19 protein-coding genes and 1 pseudogene are annotated in these 19,973 nt (G+C 66.5%); 8 read left to right on the top strand and 12 right to left on the bottom strand.

The window, feature by feature from the left end; translation table 11 throughout:
* Positions 1 to 11: 11 nt before the first annotated feature.
* Entirely contained in the window at positions 12 to 1,274 is a 1,263-nt protein-coding gene (rho, locus tag BLU54_RS06395; protein ID WP_091906203.1) for a transcription termination factor Rho, read from the bottom strand.
* 238 nt (positions 1,275 to 1,512) lie between these two features.
* On the bottom strand, positions 1,513 to 1,839 hold the full coding sequence (gene trxA / locus BLU54_RS06390; RefSeq protein ID WP_091906201.1) for a thioredoxin TrxA: 327 nt from the start codon (positions 1,837 to 1,839) through the stop codon (positions 1,513 to 1,515).
* A 273-nt stretch (positions 1,840 to 2,112) separates the two neighbouring features.
* Between trxA and rpsF the strand changes: the two genes are divergently transcribed.
* From rpsF to BLU54_RS06355, 7 genes are all read left to right on the top strand, one after another.
* Entirely contained in the window at positions 2,113 to 2,487 is a 375-nt protein-coding gene (gene rpsF, locus BLU54_RS06385; protein WP_091906200.1) for a 30S ribosomal protein S6, read from the top strand.
* 35 nt (positions 2,488 to 2,522) lie between these two features.
* Positions 2,523 to 2,852: a primosomal replication protein N gene (priB, locus tag BLU54_RS06380; RefSeq protein ID WP_091906197.1), complete on the top strand. Its 330-nt coding sequence runs from the start codon at positions 2,523 to 2,525 to the stop codon at positions 2,850 to 2,852.
* Positions 2,853 to 2,860: 8 nt separating this feature from the next.
* Positions 2,861 to 3,139 carry a 30S ribosomal protein S18 gene (gene rpsR, locus BLU54_RS06375; RefSeq protein ID WP_091906195.1) on the top strand — a complete coding sequence of 93 codons (279 nt, stop codon included), beginning with the start codon at positions 2,861 to 2,863 and terminating at the stop codon, positions 3,137 to 3,139.
* A 24-nt stretch (positions 3,140 to 3,163) separates the two neighbouring features.
* Positions 3,164 to 3,616: a 50S ribosomal protein L9 gene (rplI, locus tag BLU54_RS06370; RefSeq protein WP_091906193.1), complete on the top strand. Its 453-nt coding sequence runs from the start codon at positions 3,164 to 3,166 to the stop codon at positions 3,614 to 3,616.
* A 155-nt stretch (positions 3,617 to 3,771) separates the two neighbouring features.
* Complete coding sequence (locus BLU54_RS06365) at positions 3,772 to 5,157, top strand: replicative DNA helicase (protein WP_091906191.1); 1,386 nt, start codon at positions 3,772 to 3,774, stop codon at positions 5,155 to 5,157.
* A gap of 90 nt (positions 5,158 to 5,247) precedes the next feature.
* Positions 5,248 to 5,874: a DUF47 domain-containing protein gene (locus BLU54_RS06360; RefSeq protein ID WP_091906189.1), complete on the top strand. Its 627-nt coding sequence runs from the start codon at positions 5,248 to 5,250 to the stop codon at positions 5,872 to 5,874.
* Between the two features lie 15 nt (positions 5,875 to 5,889).
* A complete protein-coding gene (locus BLU54_RS06355) occupies positions 5,890 to 6,900 on the top strand; it encodes an inorganic phosphate transporter (RefSeq protein WP_091906188.1) in 1,011 nt (336 codons plus the stop codon).
* A gap of 210 nt (positions 6,901 to 7,110) precedes the next feature.
* Here BLU54_RS06355 and BLU54_RS06350 read toward each other — a convergent pair whose 3' ends face one another.
* Positions 7,111 to 8,133, bottom strand: coding sequence for an NADP-dependent oxidoreductase (locus BLU54_RS06350; protein ID WP_091906653.1), 1,023 nt, complete (start codon positions 8,131 to 8,133; stop codon positions 7,111 to 7,113).
* Between the two features lie 114 nt (positions 8,134 to 8,247).
* On the opposite strand from BLU54_RS06350, the gene BLU54_RS06345 reads away from it, so the two are divergent.
* A complete protein-coding gene (locus BLU54_RS06345) occupies positions 8,248 to 8,856 on the top strand; it encodes a TetR/AcrR family transcriptional regulator (RefSeq protein ID WP_091906186.1) in 609 nt (202 codons plus the stop codon).
* Between the two features lie 660 nt (positions 8,857 to 9,516).
* Here BLU54_RS06345 and BLU54_RS06340 read toward each other — a convergent pair.
* From BLU54_RS06340 to BLU54_RS06300, 9 genes and pseudogenes are all read right to left on the bottom strand, one after another.
* On the bottom strand, positions 9,517 to 10,854 hold the full coding sequence (locus BLU54_RS06340) for a C40 family peptidase (RefSeq protein WP_091906184.1): 1,338 nt from the start codon (positions 10,852 to 10,854) through the stop codon (positions 9,517 to 9,519).
* A 156-nt stretch (positions 10,855 to 11,010) separates the two neighbouring features.
* On the bottom strand, positions 11,011 to 13,125 hold the full coding sequence (locus BLU54_RS06335) for a PhoH family protein (RefSeq protein ID WP_235837818.1): 2,115 nt from the start codon (positions 13,123 to 13,125) through the stop codon (positions 11,011 to 11,013).
* 535 nt (positions 13,126 to 13,660) lie between these two features.
* Positions 13,661 to 14,134 carry a peroxiredoxin gene (locus BLU54_RS06330; protein WP_091906183.1) on the bottom strand — a complete coding sequence of 158 codons (474 nt, stop codon included), beginning with the start codon at positions 14,132 to 14,134 and terminating at the stop codon, positions 13,661 to 13,663.
* Positions 14,135 to 14,219: 85 nt separating this feature from the next.
* On the bottom strand, positions 14,220 to 15,110 hold the full coding sequence (locus BLU54_RS06325) for a polysaccharide deacetylase family protein (RefSeq protein WP_091906182.1): 891 nt from the start codon (positions 15,108 to 15,110) through the stop codon (positions 14,220 to 14,222).
* 10 nt (positions 15,111 to 15,120) lie between these two features.
* On the bottom strand, positions 15,121 to 16,176 hold the full coding sequence (locus tag BLU54_RS06320) for a bifunctional UDP-4-keto-pentose/UDP-xylose synthase (protein WP_091906181.1): 1,056 nt from the start codon (positions 16,174 to 16,176) through the stop codon (positions 15,121 to 15,123).
* The gene (locus BLU54_RS06315) at positions 16,173 to 17,117 is read right to left on the bottom strand and encodes a formyltransferase (RefSeq protein WP_091906180.1); all 945 of its coding nucleotides are present in this window, start codon (positions 17,115 to 17,117) and stop codon (positions 16,173 to 16,175) included. The genes BLU54_RS06320 and BLU54_RS06315 overlap by 4 nt, the downstream gene beginning before the upstream one ends.
* A 233-nt stretch (positions 17,118 to 17,350) precedes the next feature.
* Positions 17,351 to 18,295 (bottom strand): annotated as a pseudogene (locus BLU54_RS06310) (glycosyltransferase); the annotation flags it as partial.
* Positions 18,296 to 18,329: 34 nt separating this feature from the next.
* Positions 18,330 to 19,454 (bottom strand): DegT/DnrJ/EryC1/StrS family aminotransferase, encoded by a 1,125-nt coding sequence (locus BLU54_RS06305; RefSeq protein WP_091906179.1) that lies wholly within the window; start codon positions 19,452 to 19,454, stop codon positions 18,330 to 18,332.
* Positions 19,455 to 19,538: 84 nt separating this feature from the next.
* Positions 19,539 to 19,910: a DMT family transporter gene (locus tag BLU54_RS06300; protein WP_091906649.1), complete on the bottom strand. Its 372-nt coding sequence runs from the start codon at positions 19,908 to 19,910 to the stop codon at positions 19,539 to 19,541.
* Positions 19,911 to 19,973: the final 63 nt, after the last annotated feature.

The following is a 19,973-nucleotide window of genomic DNA, read 5'->3' as shown; positions in this document are numbered from 1 at the left end:
CCGGGCGGCTGTCAGCCGCCGCGGCGCATCAGATCGAAGAACTCGTTGTTGTTCTTCGTCTGGCGGATCTTGTCGAGCAGGAATTCCATTGCCTCGACATCGTCCATCTCGGAGATGACCTTGCGCAACAGCCAGGTCTTCTGCAGGATTTCCGGCTTGATCAGAAGTTCCTCGCGGCGCGTGCCCGACTTCGACAGGTTGATCGCCGGGTAGACGCGGCGTTCCGCGAGGCGGCGTTCCAGGTGCACTTCCATGTTGCCGGTGCCCTTGAATTCCTCGTAGATCACGTCGTCCATGCGGCTGCCGGTCTCGATCAGCGCGGTGCCGATAATGGTCAGCGAGCCGCCTTCCTCGACATTCCGGGCCGCGCCGAAGAAGCGCTTCGGCCGCTGCAGCGCGTTCGCGTCGACACCGCCGGTCAGCACCTTGCCCGAGGTCGGCACGACGGTGTTGTATGCGCGTGCCAGACGCGTGATCGAGTCGAGCAGGATCACCACGTCCTGCTTCATCTCGACCAGGCGCTTGGCCTTCTCGATCACCATCTCGGCAACCTGGATGTGCCGCGACGCCGGTTCGTCGAAGGTCGAGGCGACCACTTCGCCGACCACCGAGCGCTGCATCTCGGTCACTTCCTCGGGCCGTTCGTCGATCAGCAGCACGAACAGCTTCACGTCCGGATGGTTCGCCTTGATCGCGTGCGCGATGTGCTGGAGCATCACCGTCTTGCCCGACTTCGGCGAGGCGACCAACAGGCCGCGCTGGCCCTTGCCGATCGGCGCGATCATGTCGATGATCCGGCTTGTCGCATTTTCCTCGCCGCGCATCTCGCGTTCAAGCGTGAGCGGCTTGTTCGGATGCAGCGGCGTGAGGTTCTCGAACATGATCTTATGTTTCGAGGCCTCGGGCGGCTGCATGTTCACCTTGTCGACCTTGACCAAAGCGAAGTAGCGTTCGCCGTCCTTCGGCGTGCGCACTTCGCCTTCGATCGTGTCGCCGGTGTGCAGATTGAAGCGGCGGATCTGCGACGGGCTGATATAGATGTCGTCCGTGCTCGCCAGATACGACGTTTCCGGCGAACGCAGGAAACCGAAGCCGTCAGGCAGCACTTCCAGCGTGCCGTCGCCGAAGATCGTCTCGCCCAGCTTCGCCTGTTTCTTCAGAATGGCGAACATCAATTCCTGCTTGCGCAGACGGTTCGCGTTCTCGATCTCCAGGCCATTGGCCAGCTCGATCAATTGGGAGACGTGTTGAGACTTCAGCTCGGATAAATGCATACGGGTTTCCCGTCCGGGAAGGCGGAAGGCAGAAAGAGAGGGAGGGGCGAGCGAGCGCTCTGAGGACGAATCGGGGCTGGGAGGAATTCTAGCACGGCGCTAGCGCGGCGATGCCCCGGATTGACCGGGGACGCCAGACGTGCCGGCTACCGTTGGGCGATTATAACAGGCGCCGGCGCGTTGTCCAGCGGCAGATGCGCTGGCTGGAGGCGGCGTCCGGGCGGACGCCGCGCGGATCTCAGAGCTGGCTGTCGAGGAAGGCAGTCAGTTGCGCCTTCGACAATGCGCCGACCTTGGTGGCGGCAACCGTGCCGTTCTTGAACAGCAGCAGCGTGGGAATGCCGCGCACGCTGAACTTGGCCGGGGTCGCGGTGTTCTCGTCGACGTTGAGCTTGGCGACCGTCAGGCGGTCCGAATACTCGGTGGCCACTTCGTCGAGGATCGGTGCAATCATCTTGCAGGGGCCGCACCATTCGGCCCAGAAGTCGAGCAGGACGGGCTTGTCGGCTTTCAGGACGTCCTGTTCGAACGATGCGTCGTTGATATGCTGGATCTTGTCGCTCATGTTGGAATAACCTCGTTGTGGCGCGGCTTCGACGCCGTGTGCGTCTACCGGGCACGCCGTGCCAGTTCGGTAACGTGACGATACACCAATTCCCGCCGGCGCGTCGGTCGCCCCCGCGCTTTGCAGCTTGAAACGCCGCCCGGAATCGCGCTATAATCGCGCGCTTTACCTTGCCACACCGGCGCAGTACGCCGGCCGGCCGGTGCGGAGACGCGCTGGCCGGCCCGGGTCCGCGGGCGGGTGGCTTATACCCGCAAGGAAGAAGGAGCGCATATGCGTCACTACGAGATCGTTTTCATCGTGCACCCTGATCAGAGCGAACAGGTGCCGGCGATGATCGAACGCTACAAGACGACCATCACGTCGAAGGGTGGTCAGATCCATCGCGTCGAAGACTGGGGCCGTCGTCAACTGGCCTACATGATCGACAAGCTCGCCAAGGCCCACTACGTCTGCCTGAACATCGAATGCAGCCAGGACACCCTCGAGGACCTGGAGCACGCGTTCAAGTTCAATGACGCCGTGCTGCGTCATCTGATCACGAAGATGAAGCGGGCCGAGACGGGCCCGTCGCCGATGATGAAGGAAGTCCAGCGCGAAGAGGCGAAGAAGTCGCCGGCGCCGGCTTCGACCGACGCGGCCGCCTGAGCGGCCGGTCGCAGCGACCAGCGCAGACCGCAGCGATGACACCGACGGCGCATGCCGGGGCCGCACGCCCGGACAACCGTCTCGAAATCGTCGCGGTGGTCGCCGAGACCCAGCCTGTCCGGTACACGCCGGCCGGGGTGCCGATACGGGAAACCGTGCTCGCACACGAGGGTCAGGTGGTGGAGGCAGGGCAGGCCCGCAAGGTCGCGCTGACGCTCCCGGCGCTGGCGGCTGGCGAGGCGAGCGTGGCACTGGCGGCATGTACGCCGCAGACCCGCTACCGCTTCACCGGCTTTCTCGCGCCGCGGCACCGCAATGCACGCACGCTGGTCTTTCACATCACCGAACTGCAAGATACTGAATAGGATCGATCATGGCTCGTCCCACCGACAAGAAGAAGTTTGAACGTCGTCGTCAACAGCAGAACCCGCTGTTCAAGCGCAAGAAGTTCTGCCGTTTCACGGCTGCCAAAGTCGAACAAATCGACTACAAGGACATCAACACGCTGAAGGATTTCATCAGCGAAAACGGCAAGATCACGCCGGCCCGTCTGACGGGTACGCGTGCGCATTACCAGCGCCAGCTGGGTACGGCGATCAAGCGTGCGCGTTTCCTCGCGCTGCTCCCGTACACCGATCTGCACCGCTCGTAATCTGCCCCGTCCCCGGAGAAACACATGGAAGTCATTCTGCTCGAAGCCGACCCGCACCTCGGCAAGCTCGGCGATATCGTCCGCGTCAAGGACGGCCACGCCCGTAACTACCTGATCCCGAACCGCAAGGCGCGCCGCGCCACCGAAGCGGCCAAGGCTCAGTTCGAAGCGCAGCGCGCCGAACTCGAAAAGGCCGCCGCCGCCAAGCTGGCCGAGTCGCAGGCGCAGGGCGAGAAGCTCAACGGCCTGTCCCTCGAGATCCCGCAAAAGGCCGGCGTCGACGGCCGTCTGTTCGGCTCGGTGACCAACAACGACATCGCCCAGGCGCTTGCCGCCAAGGGCTTCGTGGTCGAGAAGTCGCAGGTGCGCCTGCCGAACGGTCCGCTGAAGACCGTTGGCGAGCACCCGGTCACGGTCGTGCTGCACTCGGAAGTGCAGGTCGAGATCACCGCCCAGGTGGTGGGTCAGACGGTCTGACGTTGCGCGCAGGCGACGCCTGCGGGACCGCGCGGCGACGTGCATCCCGACCAGGCGGCGCTTCCGTGCCGCGCGCGGCCACCGGAAACGGTGGCCGCGTTTTTTTTGGGATCGAAAAAAGAGCGCGGGCGGCCGCGACGTTATAATCCGGCACCATGAATGTGCCGCTCTCCGATCCTCAGATCGAATCCCTGAAGGTGCCGCCGCATTCCATCGAGGCCGAACAATCGGTGCTCGGCGGACTGCTGCTCGACAACGCCGCGTGGGATCGTATCGCCGACTTCGTCGGCGAAGCCGATTTCTACCGCTACGATCACCGGCTCATCTTCCAGCATATCGGCCGCCTGATCGCCGGTGCCCGGCCGGCGGACGTGATCACCGTGTTCGAATCCCTATCCACCGCCGGCAAGGCCGACGAAGTGGGTGGACTCGCCTACCTGAACGCGCTGGCCCAGAATACGCCGAGCGCCGCCAATATCCGTCGCTATGCGGAAATCGTGCGCGATCGAGGGGTACTGCGCAAGCTGGTCAGCGTCGCCGACGAGATCTCGGGCGGCGCATTCGCGCCGCAGGGCCGCGAGGTGCGCCAGCTGCTCGACGAAGCCGAGTCCAAAATCTTCGCGATCGCCGAGGAAGGCGCGCGTGCCCAGGGCGGCTTCGCCGAAATCAAACCGCTGCTGTCGAAGGTTGTCGAGCGCATCGATACGCTCTACCACCAGGACAATCCGAGCGACGTGACCGGCACGCCGACCGGTTTCGTCGACCTGGACCGCATGACCTCGGGCATGCACGGCGGCGAGCTGATCATCGTCGCGGGTCGCCCGTCGATGGGCAAGACCTCGTTTTCGATGAACATCGGCGAATACGTCGCGATCGAGTACGGTCTGCCGGTCGCGGTATTTTCGATGGAAATGCCGGGCGAACAGCTCGCCACCCGGATGCTGGGCTCGGTCGGCCGCCTGGATGCGCATCGCCTGCGCACCGGCAAGCTGACCGACGAGGACTGGCCGAAGCTGACGCACGCGGTACAGAAGATGGGCGAGGCGCAGATCTTCATCGACGAGCAGGGCGCGCTGAATCCGATGGAACTGCGGGCCCGGGCGCGCCGCCTGTCCCGCCAGTGCGGACAGCTCGGTTTGATCATCATCGATTACCTGCAGCTGATGTCGGCCGCATCCAGCGGCGAGAACCGCGCCACCGAGATCTCGGAGATCTCGCGGTCGCTGAAGAGCCTCGCGAAGGAGCTGAACGTGCCGGTGGTGGCGCTCTCGCAGCTCAACCGCAGTCTCGAACAGCGGCCGAACAAACGACCGGTGATGTCCGACCTGCGCGAGTCGGGCGCCATCGAACAGGATGCGGACGTGATCCTGTTCATCTACCGCGACGAAGTCTACAACCCCGACAGCCAGGACAAGGGGACGGCCGAGGTCATCATCGGCAAGCAGCGTAATGGCCCCATCGGTACCGTGCGCCTGACCTTCCTTGGTCAATACACGAAGTTCGACAATTTCGCCGGACCCGGCGCGTTCTATTCGGAATAAGCGCGCGGCCCGTCTGGCGCCGCGCGCGCTGACGGTTACAATACGCGCACTTTTCGTCACCGGGCTGTGGACAGCCCACACGAGGAACCTATGTTTGGTCGCTTCATGCCTACCGAAGGCAAGTTTTTCGAGATCTTCAACGCGCATGCCAAGTGCATCGTCGAAGCGAGCCACGAACTGCATACGCTGGTCAACAATCTCGACAACGCCGAGGTGCACAAGCAGAACATCCACGCCGGCGAAAAGCGCGCGGACAAGCTCACGCACGAGACCATCGATCTGCTGCACAAGACCTTCATCACGCCGCTGGATCGCGACCAGATCCATGCGCTGATCTCGACGATGGACGACGTGCTCGACGTGATGGACGACGTCTCGATGGCGGTCTCGCTGTACGACGTGCGCACGCTGCCGCCGGCGGCGACCGACCTCGCGCGCATCTGCGTCGGGTGTTGCGTCGAGGTCGAGAAGGCGGTGGCCCGTCTGAACGACATGAAGGACGCCACGCAGATCCTCGCCTCGTGCAACGAGATCGACAAGCTCGAGTCCGAGGCCGACCGCGTGATGCGCGCCGCGGTCTCGAAACTGTTCCGCGAGGAAGACGACGTCAAGACCCTGATCAAGCACAAGGCGATCTACGAACTGCTCGAGACGGTCACCGACAAGTGCGAGGACGTCGCCAACATCATCGAAGGCATCGTGCTCGAAAACGCATAACGGGGCGTCAAGCTAATGGCATCGGTGCAAATCGCGTTGTGGGTGGTCGTGGTGCTGGTCGCGGTCGCCTTGTTGTTCGACTTCATGAATGGTTTCCACGACGCGGCGAATTCGATCGCCACTGTCGTTTCGACCGGTGTGCTCAAGCCGCAACAGGCAGTCGCCTTTGCCGCGCTGTGCAACGTCATCGCTTATTTCATCTTCCATCTGAAGGTCGCGGCAACGGTCGGCCACGGCACCATCGATTCGGATGTCGTCGATCACTACGTGATCTTCGGCGCGCTCGCCGGGGCGATCGCCTGGAGCGTGATCACCTGGATCTCGGGCATTCCGTCGAGCTCGTCGCATGCGCTGATCGGCGGGTTGGTCGGCGCGGCGGTCGCCAAGGCCGGCTTCGGCTCGCTGAATCTGCATGGCTTGCTGACCACCGTCGCGTTCATCTTCATCTCGCCGCTGCTCGGCTTCATCCTCGGCTCGATGTTCATGGTGGCGGTCTCGTGGCTGTACTTCCGCACGCCGCCGGCCAAGGTGGACCGGCGCTTCCGCCGGCTGCAACTGCTGTCCGCGGGCCTGTACAGCCTTGGCCACGGCGGCAACGACGCGCAGAAGACGATCGGCATCATCTGGATGCTGTTGGTGGCGAGCGGCCACGTCGCGGCCAGCGCCGGGGCGCCGCCGATCTGGGTGATCGCCGCGTGCTACTTCGCGATCGGCCTCGGCACGCTGTTCGGCGGCTGGCGGATCGTGCGCACGATGGGCCAGAAGATCACCAAGCTCAAGCCGGTCGGCGGCTTCTGCGCCGAAGCCGGCGGTGCGATCACCTTGTTCATCGCGTCGTTCATGGGCGTCCCCGTGTCGACCACCCACACGATCACCGGCGCCATCGTCGGCGTCGGTTCGACGCGGAAGGTGTCGGCGGTACGCTGGGGCGTTGCCGGCCGAATCGTCTGGGCCTGGGTGCTCACGATTCCCGCGTCGGCGGTAATGGCCGGCTGCGGCTGGTGGCTCGCGCATCGGCTGTTCTGACGCGACGCGCGGCACGCGCGCTGCCGGGCGTCGGGAGCATCGCGGGCATCGCTGGCATCGATCCAATACCGGCAGCGGACCATGGCCCGCGCTTGTGAACGGTGCAAGCCGCCTGCGGGTGAATCATGAGGAAGCCGCCGGCGCGACTGCGCCGGCGGCTTTTTTGTTTCACGATGACACCTGCATCGCCATTCACGGTCCACTGGGTGGTCAGTCGTTGCGCACGATCAATTTCCTGCCGCTGTGCGTGCCATCGAACAGGCTGAGCAGGGTTGCCGGGAGCTTCTCGAAACCATCGACGAATTCCTCGTAATAGCGCAGCTTGCCGGCAGCGACCAACGGCGCCACTGCCGCCAGGAATTCCGGGAAGGCATCGATCACATAGGGCGTCGCAAAAGCCTTGATGGACACGAAGCGGTAGTGAATCAGCGTGATCAGGCGCGGCAGGTAGTTGGTGCCTTGCGGCAGTTCGGTGTCGCTGTAATCGGCGATGGTGCCGCAGACGACCATCTTGGCATCGGTGTTGAAGTGTTCCATCAGCACCGGAAAGATCGGCCCGCCGACATTCTCGAAGAAGGCGTCGATGCCGTCGGGCAGCGCCTGGCCCACCTGTTCCTTGAAGTCGCTTGCCTTGTAGTCGATGGCGGCGTCCAGGCCGAGCTCCTCCTTCAGCATCGCAACCTTGGTCGGGCCGCCGGCCACACCCACGACGCGCATGCCGCGCAACTTGCCCAATTGCGCCGCCATCGAACCGACCGATCCCGCCGCCCCGGTGACGATCAGCGAGCCGCCCGGTTTGAAGTCATGCACCTTCGTCATGCCGTACCACGCGGTGAAGCCCGTCAGTCCCAGCGGGCCCAGCGCGGTCGACAGCGGCGCGCCGGCCGGATCGAGCTTGCGGATGTCTGAGCCGTTGGAGACAGCGTAGTCTTGCCAGCCGGACCAGGTCTGGACCGTATCGCCCGGCTCGAAATCGGGATGGCGGCTTGCTTCGACCACTGCGACGGTGGGCCCGCCCATGGGATCGCCGATGTTGAGCGTCGGCCATTCGGACGAGCCGTTGCCCATCAGGTTGCGCTGATAGGGATCGATGGAAAACAGCGTGTTGCGAAACAGCACTTCGCCTTCACGGGGCGCGGGCAGCGCGCCTGCAATCAAGCGGAAGTCGCTCAGTCTGGCAAGGCCTTGCGGGCGGGCGGCCAGCGTGAACTGGCGATTGAATGGTTTGGCCATCGGCATTCCTGGAGTTGCACAATAAAGTAACGGTCATTACATAATGATCATTACGTTTCGCAATCCGGCTGTCAAGCGATATTATAATCATCGTTACAAAATGGATGCGTAATCATGGGAAGACCTAGAACGTTCAACCCGGACGACGCGTTGGAAGCCGCGCTGACCCTGTTCTGGCGCAAGGGCTATGACGCCACGTCGTATACCGATCTGGTCTCCGCGACCGGCGTGGAGCGGCCAGCGCTTTACTCGGCCTTTGGCAACAAGGACGCGTTGTTCCTGCGCGCGCTGGCGCACTATGACGCGCACTACGCGGACTATGTACGGGACGCGCTGCAGCAAGGTACCGCCCGAGCGGTGGCCGAACGCTTTCTGCTCGGTGCCGTGGCGCTCAACACCCGTTATCCGGATCGGCTGGGATGTCTGGGCATTACCGGGGCGCTGGCGGCGTCCGAGGCTTCGGAGCTTGCGATGCAAGCGCTGATCGACTGGCGGGCGCGTGGACTTGCTGCGTTGCAGGCACGCTTCGAGAAGGCCAGGGACGAGGGCGATTTGCCTGCGCATGAGGATAGCCATGCGCTCGCCAGCTATCTGCTGGCGGTGGCCCATGGCATCGCCGTTCAGGCCAAAGCCGGCTTCTCCAAGGAGACGCTGGAAAAGGTCGCGAGACAGGCGTTGCGGTCATGGCCCGTGGCGCCGGCGCCGGCGAAGTCGGCGGTCTGACCGACAGCCTTGCGCACGAGGGCGACGCAGGTCGGGTTGCGTGGCCTGCCCATCCACCGATTCAGGTGGTCGAGGAAGGCGCCGAAGCATTCCGTGTATCCGCTTGACCGGCCTCTGCGGGCAGGCTCGAACTCGTTCAACAACACGCGGGTCGATCACCTGAAGGGCCGGCTGAGCCGGCTCCATCCCCGTAGCAACCAGTTCGCTTTTGCAACGCGCCCATTCAGCGCTCGGCGCATAGAACGGTGGTGTGGGGAAGAGGTCCGAAGCAGAAGCCGTTTTGCGTTCTCTCCGAGGCTTCAGTCAGCGCGCTGCTGCCACTGCAAGCTTCTCACAGGCCTTCTTCGTAGCCGGCTGCCGCGTTCCGTGACCGAGTGGCAGCGCGGGCCAGCGTGCGGGTGGTGGATGGTGGATGGGGCCGCGGAGGGCGACGGTGCCGGACGGTCGCGGGTGCGGACGCACCGGCATGGCAGGTGCTGCACGGGGCCGCGGGGGCGGCCGACCGCGCCTGCCGACGTTCCGCCGACCATGCTTCGGTGGCCCGACAATTCGCCACCACGTCATGGATCCGCGCTCACCGGATTCACAGCGCGCGATTGCAACGCGCCAGCACGCTGCCGCGCCGTGGGCGCTCAGCCGCAATGGCCGTCGATGCCACGGCTACAACTGTCCAGCGGCCATCCTGCCGATCGGATCGTCATCGCCATGCGTGCGAGCGTCGAGCGTCGGCGAGTTCGGCACTTGCCGCATGGCCTGACGGGCCAGCGGCGGCGGCGGCTCGAACGCGTCGGGCGCGGCTGGGCGGGCCGACGGGGCGTTGGACGACTCGGCGACTGCGGCGGGAACGGTGCGGATTGCTTGGGGCACCGGCTGGGCTGTCGGCTGCACTGTCGGCTGTGCTGTCGGCTGGACTGTCAGCTGGCTTGTCGGCTGCCCCGCGACGGTAGCGGGGCGTGTCGCCGCGGTGCGCACCACGGTAGCCGGCGCGGCGGCTCGGGCCGGGTTCTCCGGCGCTATATAGACGCTGCCAGAGACGTTGCCAGAGACGTTGCCAGGCGCATAGGCGTTGCGCGGCGCGTAGGCGGACGGCGCACGCGGCGCCGCGGTGGCGACACGCATCGGCGCGGCCGCGCCACCGCCGCCGTCCAGCGCGGCGCCGGCCTCGGCCGAGGCGATCGCGCCGGCGATCGGATCGCTGCCGCCCTGGCGGCTGCCGCCATCTTCGCGGCCGCCTGCGATGTCGACGCGCGGTGCAGGCGATGACACCGCCACGGCGGCGACGGCCGGCGCCACCGCGGCGGGCGGGCGGACCGGCGTCGCCACCGGGCGCACCGGTGCCGGCGCGGTCGCCACCGTCGCGGCGGCTGGCGCGGCCGCCTGCCACTGCGGCGCGTCGAACGGCGAACGGGTCGCGCGGTCGATCCGCCGCAGGCCGTCGAAGCGCTTGGCCCAATAAGGGTTGGTCACATAATCGATGCGGACCGTGCCACCGGTCGACGGGGCATTGACGAAGCGGTAGTTGCCGACATAGATGCCGACATGCGAGTGCGGCCGGCCGGTGGTGTTGAAGTAGATCAGGTCGCCGGGCGCGACGCCGTCGGGATCGATCGGCGAGCCGCGTTGACTCATGTCCGCCGTGGTGCGCGGCAGCTCGACGTCGGCGGCGCGCGCCACCACATAGCGGACCAGGCCGCTGCAGTCGAAACCGGCTTCCGGCGTGTTGCCGCCCCAGCGGTAGGGTACGCCGACCAGGCTCATCGCCTGGATCGAGATTTCTTCGGTGCCGACGCTCTGATCGACGAAACGAGGAAAGCCGCTTGGCGGTGCGTAGGCCTTCGGCGCGCCGCCGTGCGCGGTACGCAGGCCACCCTTCGCGCCGCTCGCCGACTCGCGCGCGGGCGGCGTCGAGCCGCATCCGACGACCAGCGCGGACGCAGTGACGACGAGCAGGAGGGCGGGCAGGCGCATCGACGGGGCAAAAAAAGAGGGAGAGAGCATCTTAGCCCTCTCCCTCCCCAGCGCCAACCTTGCCGGCGCGCTTCGTAACAAAAAACCTACACTGACCGCGCTTAATGCCTGTTTGAAAAGGACTTTCCCCTGATTCCGAGATTCACGGAAGGGGTCGCCCGGCGCCCATCCGCGGCGCTTGCGCGCCTACAGCACCTCGGTGGCGTGATCGGCAAGCCGCGAGCGCTCGCCGCGCGCCAGCATCACGTTGCCGCCGTGGCGCCAACCCTTGAAGCGGTCGACGACGTAGGTAAGGCCGGAGCTGCCTTCGGTCAGGTACGGCGTATCGATCTGTGCCAGATTGCCCAGGCAGATCAGTTTGGTGCCCGGACCGGCCCGCGTCACCAGCGTCTTCATCTGCTTCGGCGTCAGGTTCTGCGCCTCGTCGATGATCACGTACTTTTCGACGAAGGTCCGTCCGCGCATGAAGTTCATGCTCTTCACCTTCAGCCGCGAACGGATTAGGTCCTGCGTCGCGGCACGGCCCCAGTCGCCGGCCGAGTCGTCCGACTTCTGCAGCACTTCGAGGTTGTCGTCGAACGCGCCCATCCACGGCTGCATCTTCTCTTCCTCGGTGCCGGGCAGGAAGCCGATGTCCTCGCCGACCGGCACGGTCGCGCGGGTGACGATGATCTCGTTATAGCGCTTCTCGTCGAGCACCTGGGCCAGTCCCGCGGCCAGCGCGAGCAGCGTCTTGCCGGTGCCGGCTTGGCCGATCAGCGTGACGAAGTCGATCTCGGGGTCCATCAACAGGTTCATCGCGAAGTTCTGTTCGCGATTGCGCGCGGTGACGCCCCAGACGTTGTTGCGGTTGTGGCCGTAATCGCGCAGCGTCTGCAGCACCGCGGTGCGGCCGTTGATTTCGCGCACCACGCCGTGGAACGACGGCTCGCCGTCGTTGGGTTCGAGGTAGACGAACTGGTTGACCAGCATCGCGCCAACCTGCGGACCGCTCAGACGGTAGAACGTCGAGCCGGTGCGCGCGTCCTTCCAGCTTTCCATGCCCTTGGCATGACGATGCCAGAAGTCGCGCGGCAGCGGCATCACACCGGTGTAGAGCAGGTCGTTGTCCTCGAGGACCTGGTCGTTGCGGTAGTCCTCCGCACGCAGCCCGAGCGCATGGGCCTTGATGCGCATGTTGATGTCTTTCGACACCAGCGCGACCGAGCGGTCCGGACGGGCGCGCTGCAGCGAACGCACGACGCCCAGGATCTGGTTGTCGGCCTTGCCTTCGGGCAGGCCGACCACGGCCTCGATGTCGTTGAGCGAGGTCTGGAAGAACAGCTTGCCGCGCGCGTCGCGATTGCCAAGGCACGACAACGCGATGCCATCGGCCATGTTGCCGCCGTCGGCGGCCACCAGCGCGTCCAGCGAGCGGCTGACCTGGCGCGCGTTGCGCGCCACCTCGGACATGCCCTTCTTGTTGTTGTCGAGTTCCTCGAGCGTCATCATCGGCAGATAGACGTCGTGTTCCTCGAAGCGGAACAGGCTGCTCGGGTCGTGCAGCAGGACATTCGTGTCCAGCACGAACAGCTTGCGGGTTGCCTGCTCGGCCCGTGGCGCGGCGTCCTGGCCGCGGCGGCGACCCTTCGGAGCCGTGTCGGTGAGCAGCAGTGGCGTGTCGACACCCGGGGCGTCGAGGTCCGCGCCGCGCGCGGTGATCGGCGTCTCGGTGCCGAGCGGGGCCTCGCGGTCGTGGGCCGATGTCGTTTGCTGCGTCGGCGGCGTCTGCGGCAGCGGCGTGGCCGGCCTGGCTCGCGCGGTTGCGCGGGCGTTAGCGCGACGCGCCTCGCGCCCTTCACGCGACTCGCGCGCTGGCGCCGTGGCCGCGTGGCCCGCCGCGTCGTTCGCCGTGTGGCTGGCCGTGTGGCTCGAATCAAGGGCGGGCGGATAGGCGGTCGTTTCCGGCACTTCGACGGCTTCGTCGACACGCGAGACGTCCGACGCGGCCGTCGCGTCGTACGGCAGCGAGGCCGACGCCGTGACCGCGTCGCTGTCCGCGCGCTGCCCGCGACGGGCGCGGCGCGGCTGCGGCGGCGCGATATCGGGTGCCACGGCCGGTACTTCGAGGCCGGTACGCTCGGCGGCCGCGGTCGGCAGCGGCAGCGTCAGACTGACGCCGGCGGATGCGTCCTCGACGGCCGCGGCTTCCGGCACGCCGCCACGCGTCTTGCGCGTGCTGCGTCGCGCACGCAGTTGAGTCGGATATTCATCCGGCGAAAGCAACGCGCCCAGCTTGCTGGGCGGAGTCGGTAAAGGCATGGAGTCTCCTCAGCCGGAAGTGGGGCGGCGATTGGCTTGCCCCGTGGCCGCGCGGCTCGCGACCGGTCATCCGGCAGGTGGTCGGGGATTGGGAACGAGTGACTGTTGGGATGCGGCGTGTCGTGGTCGGACGCAGCCGGCGGCAGCCACACAGCTTGCATAGGGACTGGCTGAACGATGACTGGCTGAAGGCAACGCGCATCGGCGCGGTCGCTGCTGCCGTCACCGGTCTGCCCCGCAGTGGCCGTGACAGGCCCTGCAGTGAAGCAAAAGCATGACGCGACGGTGTGATGCAGTGGCGCGCTGCGGCGGCGTGGCGCGGCGCACCGAGGCGGCGACGGGCCGGCGACCGTGGCCGGCACCGACGATGCGGCCGTAAGGCTACAGGGGCAATAGGGGCAATAGGGGCAGCGGGGGCAACGGAGGCCGCGGAGCCCATGGGGCCACCCCGCACCGAATGGCCGGATGGGCCAGTCGGGCAGCTCGAGGAAGACCGCAACAGGGACGCGCCGGGGATCGCAATCATTGCGATCGACTATATCGCCACCGCCCGGGCTTGTACAGCCGCCAGCACGTCGTCGACGTGGCCCGGCACCTTTACGCCGCGCCAGGCCTCGCGCACGATGCCGTCCGGGTCGATCAGGAAAGTGGTGCGCTCGATGCCGCGCACTTCCTTGCCATACATCTTCTTCTTGCGGATCACGTCGTACGCCAGGCACACGGCTTCGTCGGCGTCGGATACCAGCGTGAACGGCAGTTCGAGCTTCGCCTTGAAGTTGTCGTGCGAGCGGACGCTGTCGCGCGATACGCCGACGATGGTCGCGCCGGCCGCATCGAACTGCGGGTTCAGGTCGCGGAAAGCCAGGCTTTCGGTCGTGCAACCCGGTGTGTTGTCCTTTGGATAGAAATAGAGCACCACCTGGCGTCCCCGCAGCTGGGAGAGCGAGAATGCTCCTCCGGTTGCCGGTGCGGTGAAATCGGGCGCCTGACTGTCGACGGCAATGGGCATCGGTAACGATTCTCCTTGGGAGCCGGATCGCCGCATGCCCCTCCGGCCCGGGCGGACCGCGGCGGCGTGGCGGCGGGAGCGATGCTCAGGGCTGGACGATCAGTTCGCCGGCCCGGCCCGGAATCTCACCCCAGGCAAAAGAGTACGCGGGCAGCGCGGCGAGGTCCAGCGTGGCGTGATAGTCGCCCATCGAGACCAGCTGGTGACCCTGCGCGCGCCAACCGTCGAGCAGGCGGGAGAAGGCGGGAGCGAGCTTCTGTCCCTCCAGTTCCGCATGCAGCGTGAAGACCTGGTCGCGGTCTGCCTCGGTGAGCGCGAGCAGGCGCCGCTCGACGTTGCTCGCATCGACGCCGTCGACGCCCAATACCTCGTCGAAGGTTGGCAGCGTGGTGGGCATCTGCACGTGCTGGAGCGTCCGGCCGGCGACGATCGGCCGGTAGGGTCCGCGCCCGCGCCCGTCCGACGCGTAGCGCATGCCCCACGCGTCGAGCTTCTGCAGCGCGTACGCATTGCCTTGCCAGCCCGCCGCGCCGTAGGTTGCCGGCGAAGCGCCGAATACCTCGCGGAAGCGCGCGTGCGCCAGGTCGAGCTGACGTTCGGTCCAGGCACGGTCGCGGTGCCGGACGTTGTCCTGCCAGTAGACGTGATCCCAGGTATGGATGCCCGTCTCGAAGCCGGCATGGGCAATGGCCTGCATCTCCGCCGCCGCGCGGCGGCCGATGTCCGGGCCGGGCAACAGTGTGCCGTAGAGCAGCGTGCGGATGCCATAGTGTTCGACGACCGACGTGCGCGACACCTTTTTCAGGAAGCCTGGCCGGAACACCCGCCGCAGCGCCCAGCCAGTATGGTCCGGGCCGAGGCTGAACAGGAAGGTTGCGTTGGCCTGCGCGCGTTCGAGCAGGCGCGCGAGGTTCGGCACGCCTTCGCGGGTGCCGCGCAGCGTGTCGACGTCGATCTTGAGGACGATGCGCGCCATCGTGCCGGCGTCAGTCGTGCTCGGCTTCGACGAGGGCGCGCGCTTCGGCGACCTGCGAACGATAGGCCTCGAAGATCGTGCGCAGCGTCTGGTCCATGCCGGTCGTCGGCCGCCACGTCAGTTCGTCGCAGGTGTTGTCGATTTTCGGCACGCGATTCTGCACGTCCTGGTAACCGGCGCCGTAGTAGGCCTGCGAGGACGTCTCGATCAGCTGCACCTTCTTCGCGTTGTCGCGGTACTCGGGATATTCGGCGGCCAGCGTGAGCATCATGTTCGCCAATTCGCGCACCGAAAAGTTGTTGCCCGGGTTGCCGATGTTGTAGATCTTCCCGCTTGCCACGCCGTTCTCGTTGGCGATGATCTTCATCAGCGCGCTGATGCCGTCGTCCACCGCGGTGAACGCGCGCTTCTGCATGCCGCCGTCGACCAGATTGATGTTCTCGCCACGCACGATGTGACCGAGGAACTGCGTGACCACGCGCGAGCTGCCTTCCTTCGGCGTATGAATCGAATCGAGGCCGGGCCCGATCCAGTTGAACGGGCGGAACAGCGTGAAGTTCAGCCCTTCCATGCCGTAGCCCCAGATCACGCGGTCCATCAGCTGCTTCGAGCACGCATAGATCCAGCGCGGCTTGTTGATCGGGCCATAGACCAGCGGCGAGGCGTCCGGGTCGAACTGCTCGTCGGCGCACATGCCGTAGACCTCGGAGGTCGACGGAAACACCAGGTGCTTGCGGTACTTGACCGCCGACCGCACGATCGGCAGGTTGGCCTCGAAGTCCAGTTCGAAGACCTTGAGCGGCTGCTGCACGTAGGTTGCCGGGGTGGCGATGGCGACCAGCGGCAGGATCACGTCGCATTTGCGGACGTGGTATTCGACCCACTCCTTGTTGATCGTGATGTCGCCCTCGAAGAAATGCATGCGCTCGTGCGCGAGCAGGTCGCCGATCCGATTGGTCTGCATGTCCATGCCGTAGACCTCCCAATCGGTGGTCTCGAGGATGCGCTTCGACAGATGGTGGCCGATGAAGCCGTTGACGCCGAGGATGAGAACTTTCTTGTTCATGTGCGGAAGGAGGGAAACAGGGCGTGGGCGGCGTCGCGGTCGATGCGCTCGCCGTCGGGCGTGCGCAGCTCGTGGATCGCGATGGCCCGGCCGTCGCCGCAGACGGCAAGGAGCGCATTATCCACTAGCAGGAAGCCAGCCGGCAAATCCGTCCGGCCGGCGAGCGCAGGGGGCAGCGGCGTCAGGCGCGCCCGCGCGACGATCACCCGCCGCACGCCCGCCGAGGTTGCGATATCGGCGAACGCGCCCGGATAGGGCGGGGCGACCGCGCGAATCAGATCGTAGACCCGCTGCGCGCTCTGGCTGAAATCGAGACGGCCGTCGTCCGGGCGGCGGCCGCCGAAGTAGCTGCCCGCGGCGAGATCGTTCGGCAGGCGCGGCGCACTGCCGTCGAGCAGGCCCGGCAGCGCGCGCCACAGCGTGATCTCGGCCGCGACGGTCACCTTCTCGAAAACCTGATGCGCGGTGTCGTCCGGCAGGATCGGCACCGCCGTCTGCGCGACGATCGCGCCCGCATCCGGTTTTTCGACCATCTCGTGCAGCGTCGCGCCGGTTTCGCCTTCGCCGTGCAGCACGGCCCAGTTCACCGGTGCGCGACCGCGGTAGCGCGGCAGCAGCGAGCCATGCATATTGAACGCGCCGCGCGGCGCCAGACCCAGCAGGCGCGTCGGCAGCATCAGCCGGTAGTAGAACGAGAACACGAAGTCCGGGGCCAGCGCCGCGACGCGCTGTTCGAGCGACGCGACTTCCGCCGGCCCGGGCGTAATGGTCTCGATGCCATGTTCCGCGGCCACGGTGGCGACGCTGTCGAACCAGATCGTCTCGTTCGGATCGTCCTCGTGCGTCACCACCAGGGCGACCTCGACACCACCGGCGAGCAGCACGCGCAGGCAGCGCGCGCCAACGTTGTGATAAGCGAAGACGACGGCGCGCCGCGTCACAGCAGCGGCTCCGCGCCGTCGGCCTTGCCGGCGTCGGCCGCGCGCGGCGCACCGGCAGGCGCGGCCGCGGCGGCAGGAGCAGCGGCAGGGGCAGGAGTAGCGGCAGGGGCAGGAGTAGCGGCAGCGGGCGCGACGCTCGCACCCGCTCCGCCCGCACTGACCGCATCGACTGCACTGGCCGTCGCCGACGGCCAGACGCCATCCGAATGGACGCCGCCCGTCGTGTGGCGCTGGCCGGACCAGCCTTCGCGTTCGAGCACCGTCTGCACGAGGTAGCGCGGTCTCGCGCGCACCTGTTGATAGATGCGGCCGATGTACTCGCCGAGCAGACCCAGCGAAAACACGATCACGCCGAGCAGGAAGAAGGTGATAGCGAACAACGTGAACACGCCCTGCACCTCGGCGCCGACGATGAAACGGCGCACGATCAGCAGCAGGAACAGTCCCGCCGAACCGGCCGAGAGCAGCACGCCGACGAACGACAGCCATTGCAGCGGTACCACCGAAAAGCCGGTCACCAGGTCGAAGTTGAGCCGCAGCAGGCTGTACAGCGAATACTTCGACTCGCCCGCGTGCCGTTCCTCGTGGCCGACTTCGATCTCGGTCGGGTTCTGCGCGAAAGTGTAGGCCAACGCCGGGATGAAGGTGTTGACCTCGCCGCACCGATTGATCGTTTCGACGATGCGCCGGCTGTACGCGCGCAGCATGCAGCCCTGGTCGGTCATGCGGATCCGCGTGATGCGCTCGCGCAGGCGGTTGTTGGCCAGCGACGCCTTGCGGCGCCACAGCGAATCCTGCCGCCGGCGACGGATGGTGCCGACGTAGTCGTGCCCGGCGCGCATGGTCTCGACCAGCCGGCCGATCTCCTCGGGCGGATTCTGCAGGTCGGCGTCGAGCGTCACGACCATCTCGCCGCGGCTCGCCTCGAAACCGGCAAGGATCGCCATGTGCTGACCGTAGTTGCCGTTGAGCAGCACCACGCGGGTGACGTCGGGGCGGGCGCGGAACTGGTCGGCAAGCAGTTCCGCCGAGCGGTCGCGGCTGCCGTCGTTGACGAAGATCGCCTCGTACGGCAAGCCGAGGGCATCGAGTGCTGGGTACAGGCGCGCGAACAGGGCGGCCAGACCGTCGGCCTCGTTGTAGACGGGAATGACGATGGAGAGTTGTGGCTGGCTCATCGGCAGGTGGAGGCGGGGGAACGGGATCGGGTGCTCAAGCGAAACAGGCGTCGAGCGCCGCGACGATGCGATCGACGTCGGCGTCGGCGAGCGTCGTGAAGAGTGGCAGGGTGAGAATCGAAGCGCCGACGCGCTCGGCGTGCGGGAACATGCCGGGGCCGAAACCGCGCGCGCGATAGAGTTGGAACAGGTGGATCGGCGGGTAGTGCACACCGCTGCCGATCTGCTGCGTCTTCAGTCGGGTCATGATGCTGGCCCGTTCGACGCCCGCGGGCAGGACCACCTGGAACATGTGCCAGTTGCTGTTCTCGAAGTCCGCGGTCGGCAGTTGCACGCCGGCGCGGACCGCCGCGCCGCCGGCCAGGCGGTCCAGATAGCGGCGCGCAAGCGCGCGGCGGCGTTCGGTGAAGCGCGCCAGATGCGGCAACTGCCCAAGTCCGACGCGCGCGGCGACGTCGGTCAGGTTGTACTTGCCGCCGAGCACGTCCACTTCCATGCCGTCGACGCCATGCCGGGTCACGCCCTGCAAGCGGTACTTCTCCGCCAGCCGGGCTTCGTCCTCGGTATTGAAGACGAGCGCGCCGCCTTCGATCGACGTGAGGTTCTTGTTCGCATGAAAGCTGAACGAGACCAGATCGCCGAGCGCGCCGATGCGGCGGCCGCCCCACGTCGCGCCCATCGCCTGCGCCGCGTCCTCGACCACCCGCAGGCCGTGCCGTGCGGCGATCGCATACAGCCGGTCCATGTCGACTGGCAGACCGGCCAGGTAAACCGGCAGCAGCGCGCGGGTGCGCGGCGTGATCGCGGCTTCGAGTTGGGCCAGGTCGAGGTTGCGCGTGACCGGGTCGATGTCGACGAACACCGGCGTCGCGCCCACCTCCAGGATCACGTTGGCGGTCGACACCCAGCTCAGCGGCGTGGTGATCACCTCGTCGCCCGCGCCGACGCCGGCAATGCGCAGCGCGATCTCGAGCGTGGCGGTGCCCGAGTTGAACGTGCGCACCGGGCGCCCGCCGAAGTAGGCCGACAGCTCGGCCTCGAAGCGCTGGTTCTGCGGGCCGGTGGTGATCCAGCCGGAGCGCAGCACCTCGACCACGCCGGCGATGGTGGCTTCGTCGATTTCGGGACGCGTAAACGGAATGAAGGGGAGCGAGCTCATCGGAACGAAACGGATTGGACGAGGGGCCGGTTGACCGGGTGGAGCGAGGCAGGGGCAGCGGGGACCGGGTGCACCGCCGCGCGGCTAGCCGCGCGACAGCACGAGGACCCCGATCAGGATGATACCGATGCCGACCAGCCTCGGGATGGTCATCACTTCGCCGAACCAGTACCAGGCAACGAAGGCGTTGACCACGTAGCCGAGCGAAAGCATCGGATAGGCCAGCGAAACATCGACGCGCGACAGCGCCACGATCCACAGCACCAGGCTTACCGCGTAGCAGGCGAGGCCGCCCAGGATCGGCCATTGCACGGCCAGCTTGAGCGCGGCGCCCCACAGCTCGTCGGCGCCATAGCCGAAACGCCCGATCGCGTTCACGCCCGCCTTGAGCAGCAACTGCGCGACGGCGTTGAGCATCACGCCGGAGAGGATCAGGACGAAGGTTACGCCATTCATGGTTTGATTGCGCTCGCGCGGCATCAGCCGCGCATAAGGCCGGTCGGGTGGGCTGGCAGGCGG

Origin of the sequence: Chitinasiproducens palmae, assembly GCF_900095735.1 — a bacterium.
Lineage (GTDB): Bacteria > Pseudomonadota > Gammaproteobacteria > Burkholderiales > Burkholderiaceae > Chitinasiproducens > Chitinasiproducens palmae.
Note: the sequence above shows the minus strand (reverse complement) of the source record. Positions and strands in the feature narration are given on the sequence as shown.

Coding starts and splice junctions, on each gene's coding strand:
- rho (WP_091906203.1), bottom strand. CDS start 1,274: ATGCATTTATCCGAGCTGAAGTCTCAACACGTCTCCCAATTGATCGAG.
- trxA (WP_091906201.1), bottom strand. CDS start 1,839: ATGAGCGACAAGATCCAGCATATCAACGACGCATCGTTCGAACAGGAC.
- rpsF (WP_091906200.1), top strand. CDS start 2,113: ATGCGTCACTACGAGATCGTTTTCATCGTGCACCCTGATCAGAGCGAA.
- priB (WP_091906197.1), top strand. CDS start 2,523: ATGACACCGACGGCGCATGCCGGGGCCGCACGCCCGGACAACCGTCTC.
- rpsR (WP_091906195.1), top strand. CDS start 2,861: ATGGCTCGTCCCACCGACAAGAAGAAGTTTGAACGTCGTCGTCAACAG.
- rplI (WP_091906193.1), top strand. CDS start 3,164: ATGGAAGTCATTCTGCTCGAAGCCGACCCGCACCTCGGCAAGCTCGGC.
- BLU54_RS06365 (WP_091906191.1), top strand. CDS start 3,772: ATGAATGTGCCGCTCTCCGATCCTCAGATCGAATCCCTGAAGGTGCCG.
- BLU54_RS06360 (WP_091906189.1), top strand. CDS start 5,248: ATGTTTGGTCGCTTCATGCCTACCGAAGGCAAGTTTTTCGAGATCTTC.
- BLU54_RS06355 (WP_091906188.1), top strand. CDS start 5,890: ATGGCATCGGTGCAAATCGCGTTGTGGGTGGTCGTGGTGCTGGTCGCG.
- BLU54_RS06350 (WP_091906653.1), bottom strand. CDS start 8,133: ATGGCCAAACCATTCAATCGCCAGTTCACGCTGGCCGCCCGCCCGCAA.
- BLU54_RS06345 (WP_091906186.1), top strand. CDS start 8,248: ATGGGAAGACCTAGAACGTTCAACCCGGACGACGCGTTGGAAGCCGCG.
- BLU54_RS06340 (WP_091906184.1), bottom strand. CDS start 10,854: ATGCTCTCTCCCTCTTTTTTTGCCCCGTCGATGCGCCTGCCCGCCCTC.
- BLU54_RS06335 (WP_235837818.1), bottom strand. CDS start 13,125: ATGCCTTTACCGACTCCGCCCAGCAAGCTGGGCGCGTTGCTTTCGCCG.
- BLU54_RS06330 (WP_091906183.1), bottom strand. CDS start 14,134: ATGCCCATTGCCGTCGACAGTCAGGCGCCCGATTTCACCGCACCGGCA.
- BLU54_RS06325 (WP_091906182.1), bottom strand. CDS start 15,110: ATGGCGCGCATCGTCCTCAAGATCGACGTCGACACGCTGCGCGGCACC.
- BLU54_RS06320 (WP_091906181.1), bottom strand. CDS start 16,176: ATGAACAAGAAAGTTCTCATCCTCGGCGTCAACGGCTTCATCGGCCAC.
- BLU54_RS06305 (WP_091906179.1), bottom strand. CDS start 19,454: ATGAGCTCGCTCCCCTTCATTCCGTTTACGCGTCCCGAAATCGACGAA.
- BLU54_RS06300 (WP_091906649.1), bottom strand. CDS start 19,910: ATGAATGGCGTAACCTTCGTCCTGATCCTCTCCGGCGTGATGCTCAAC.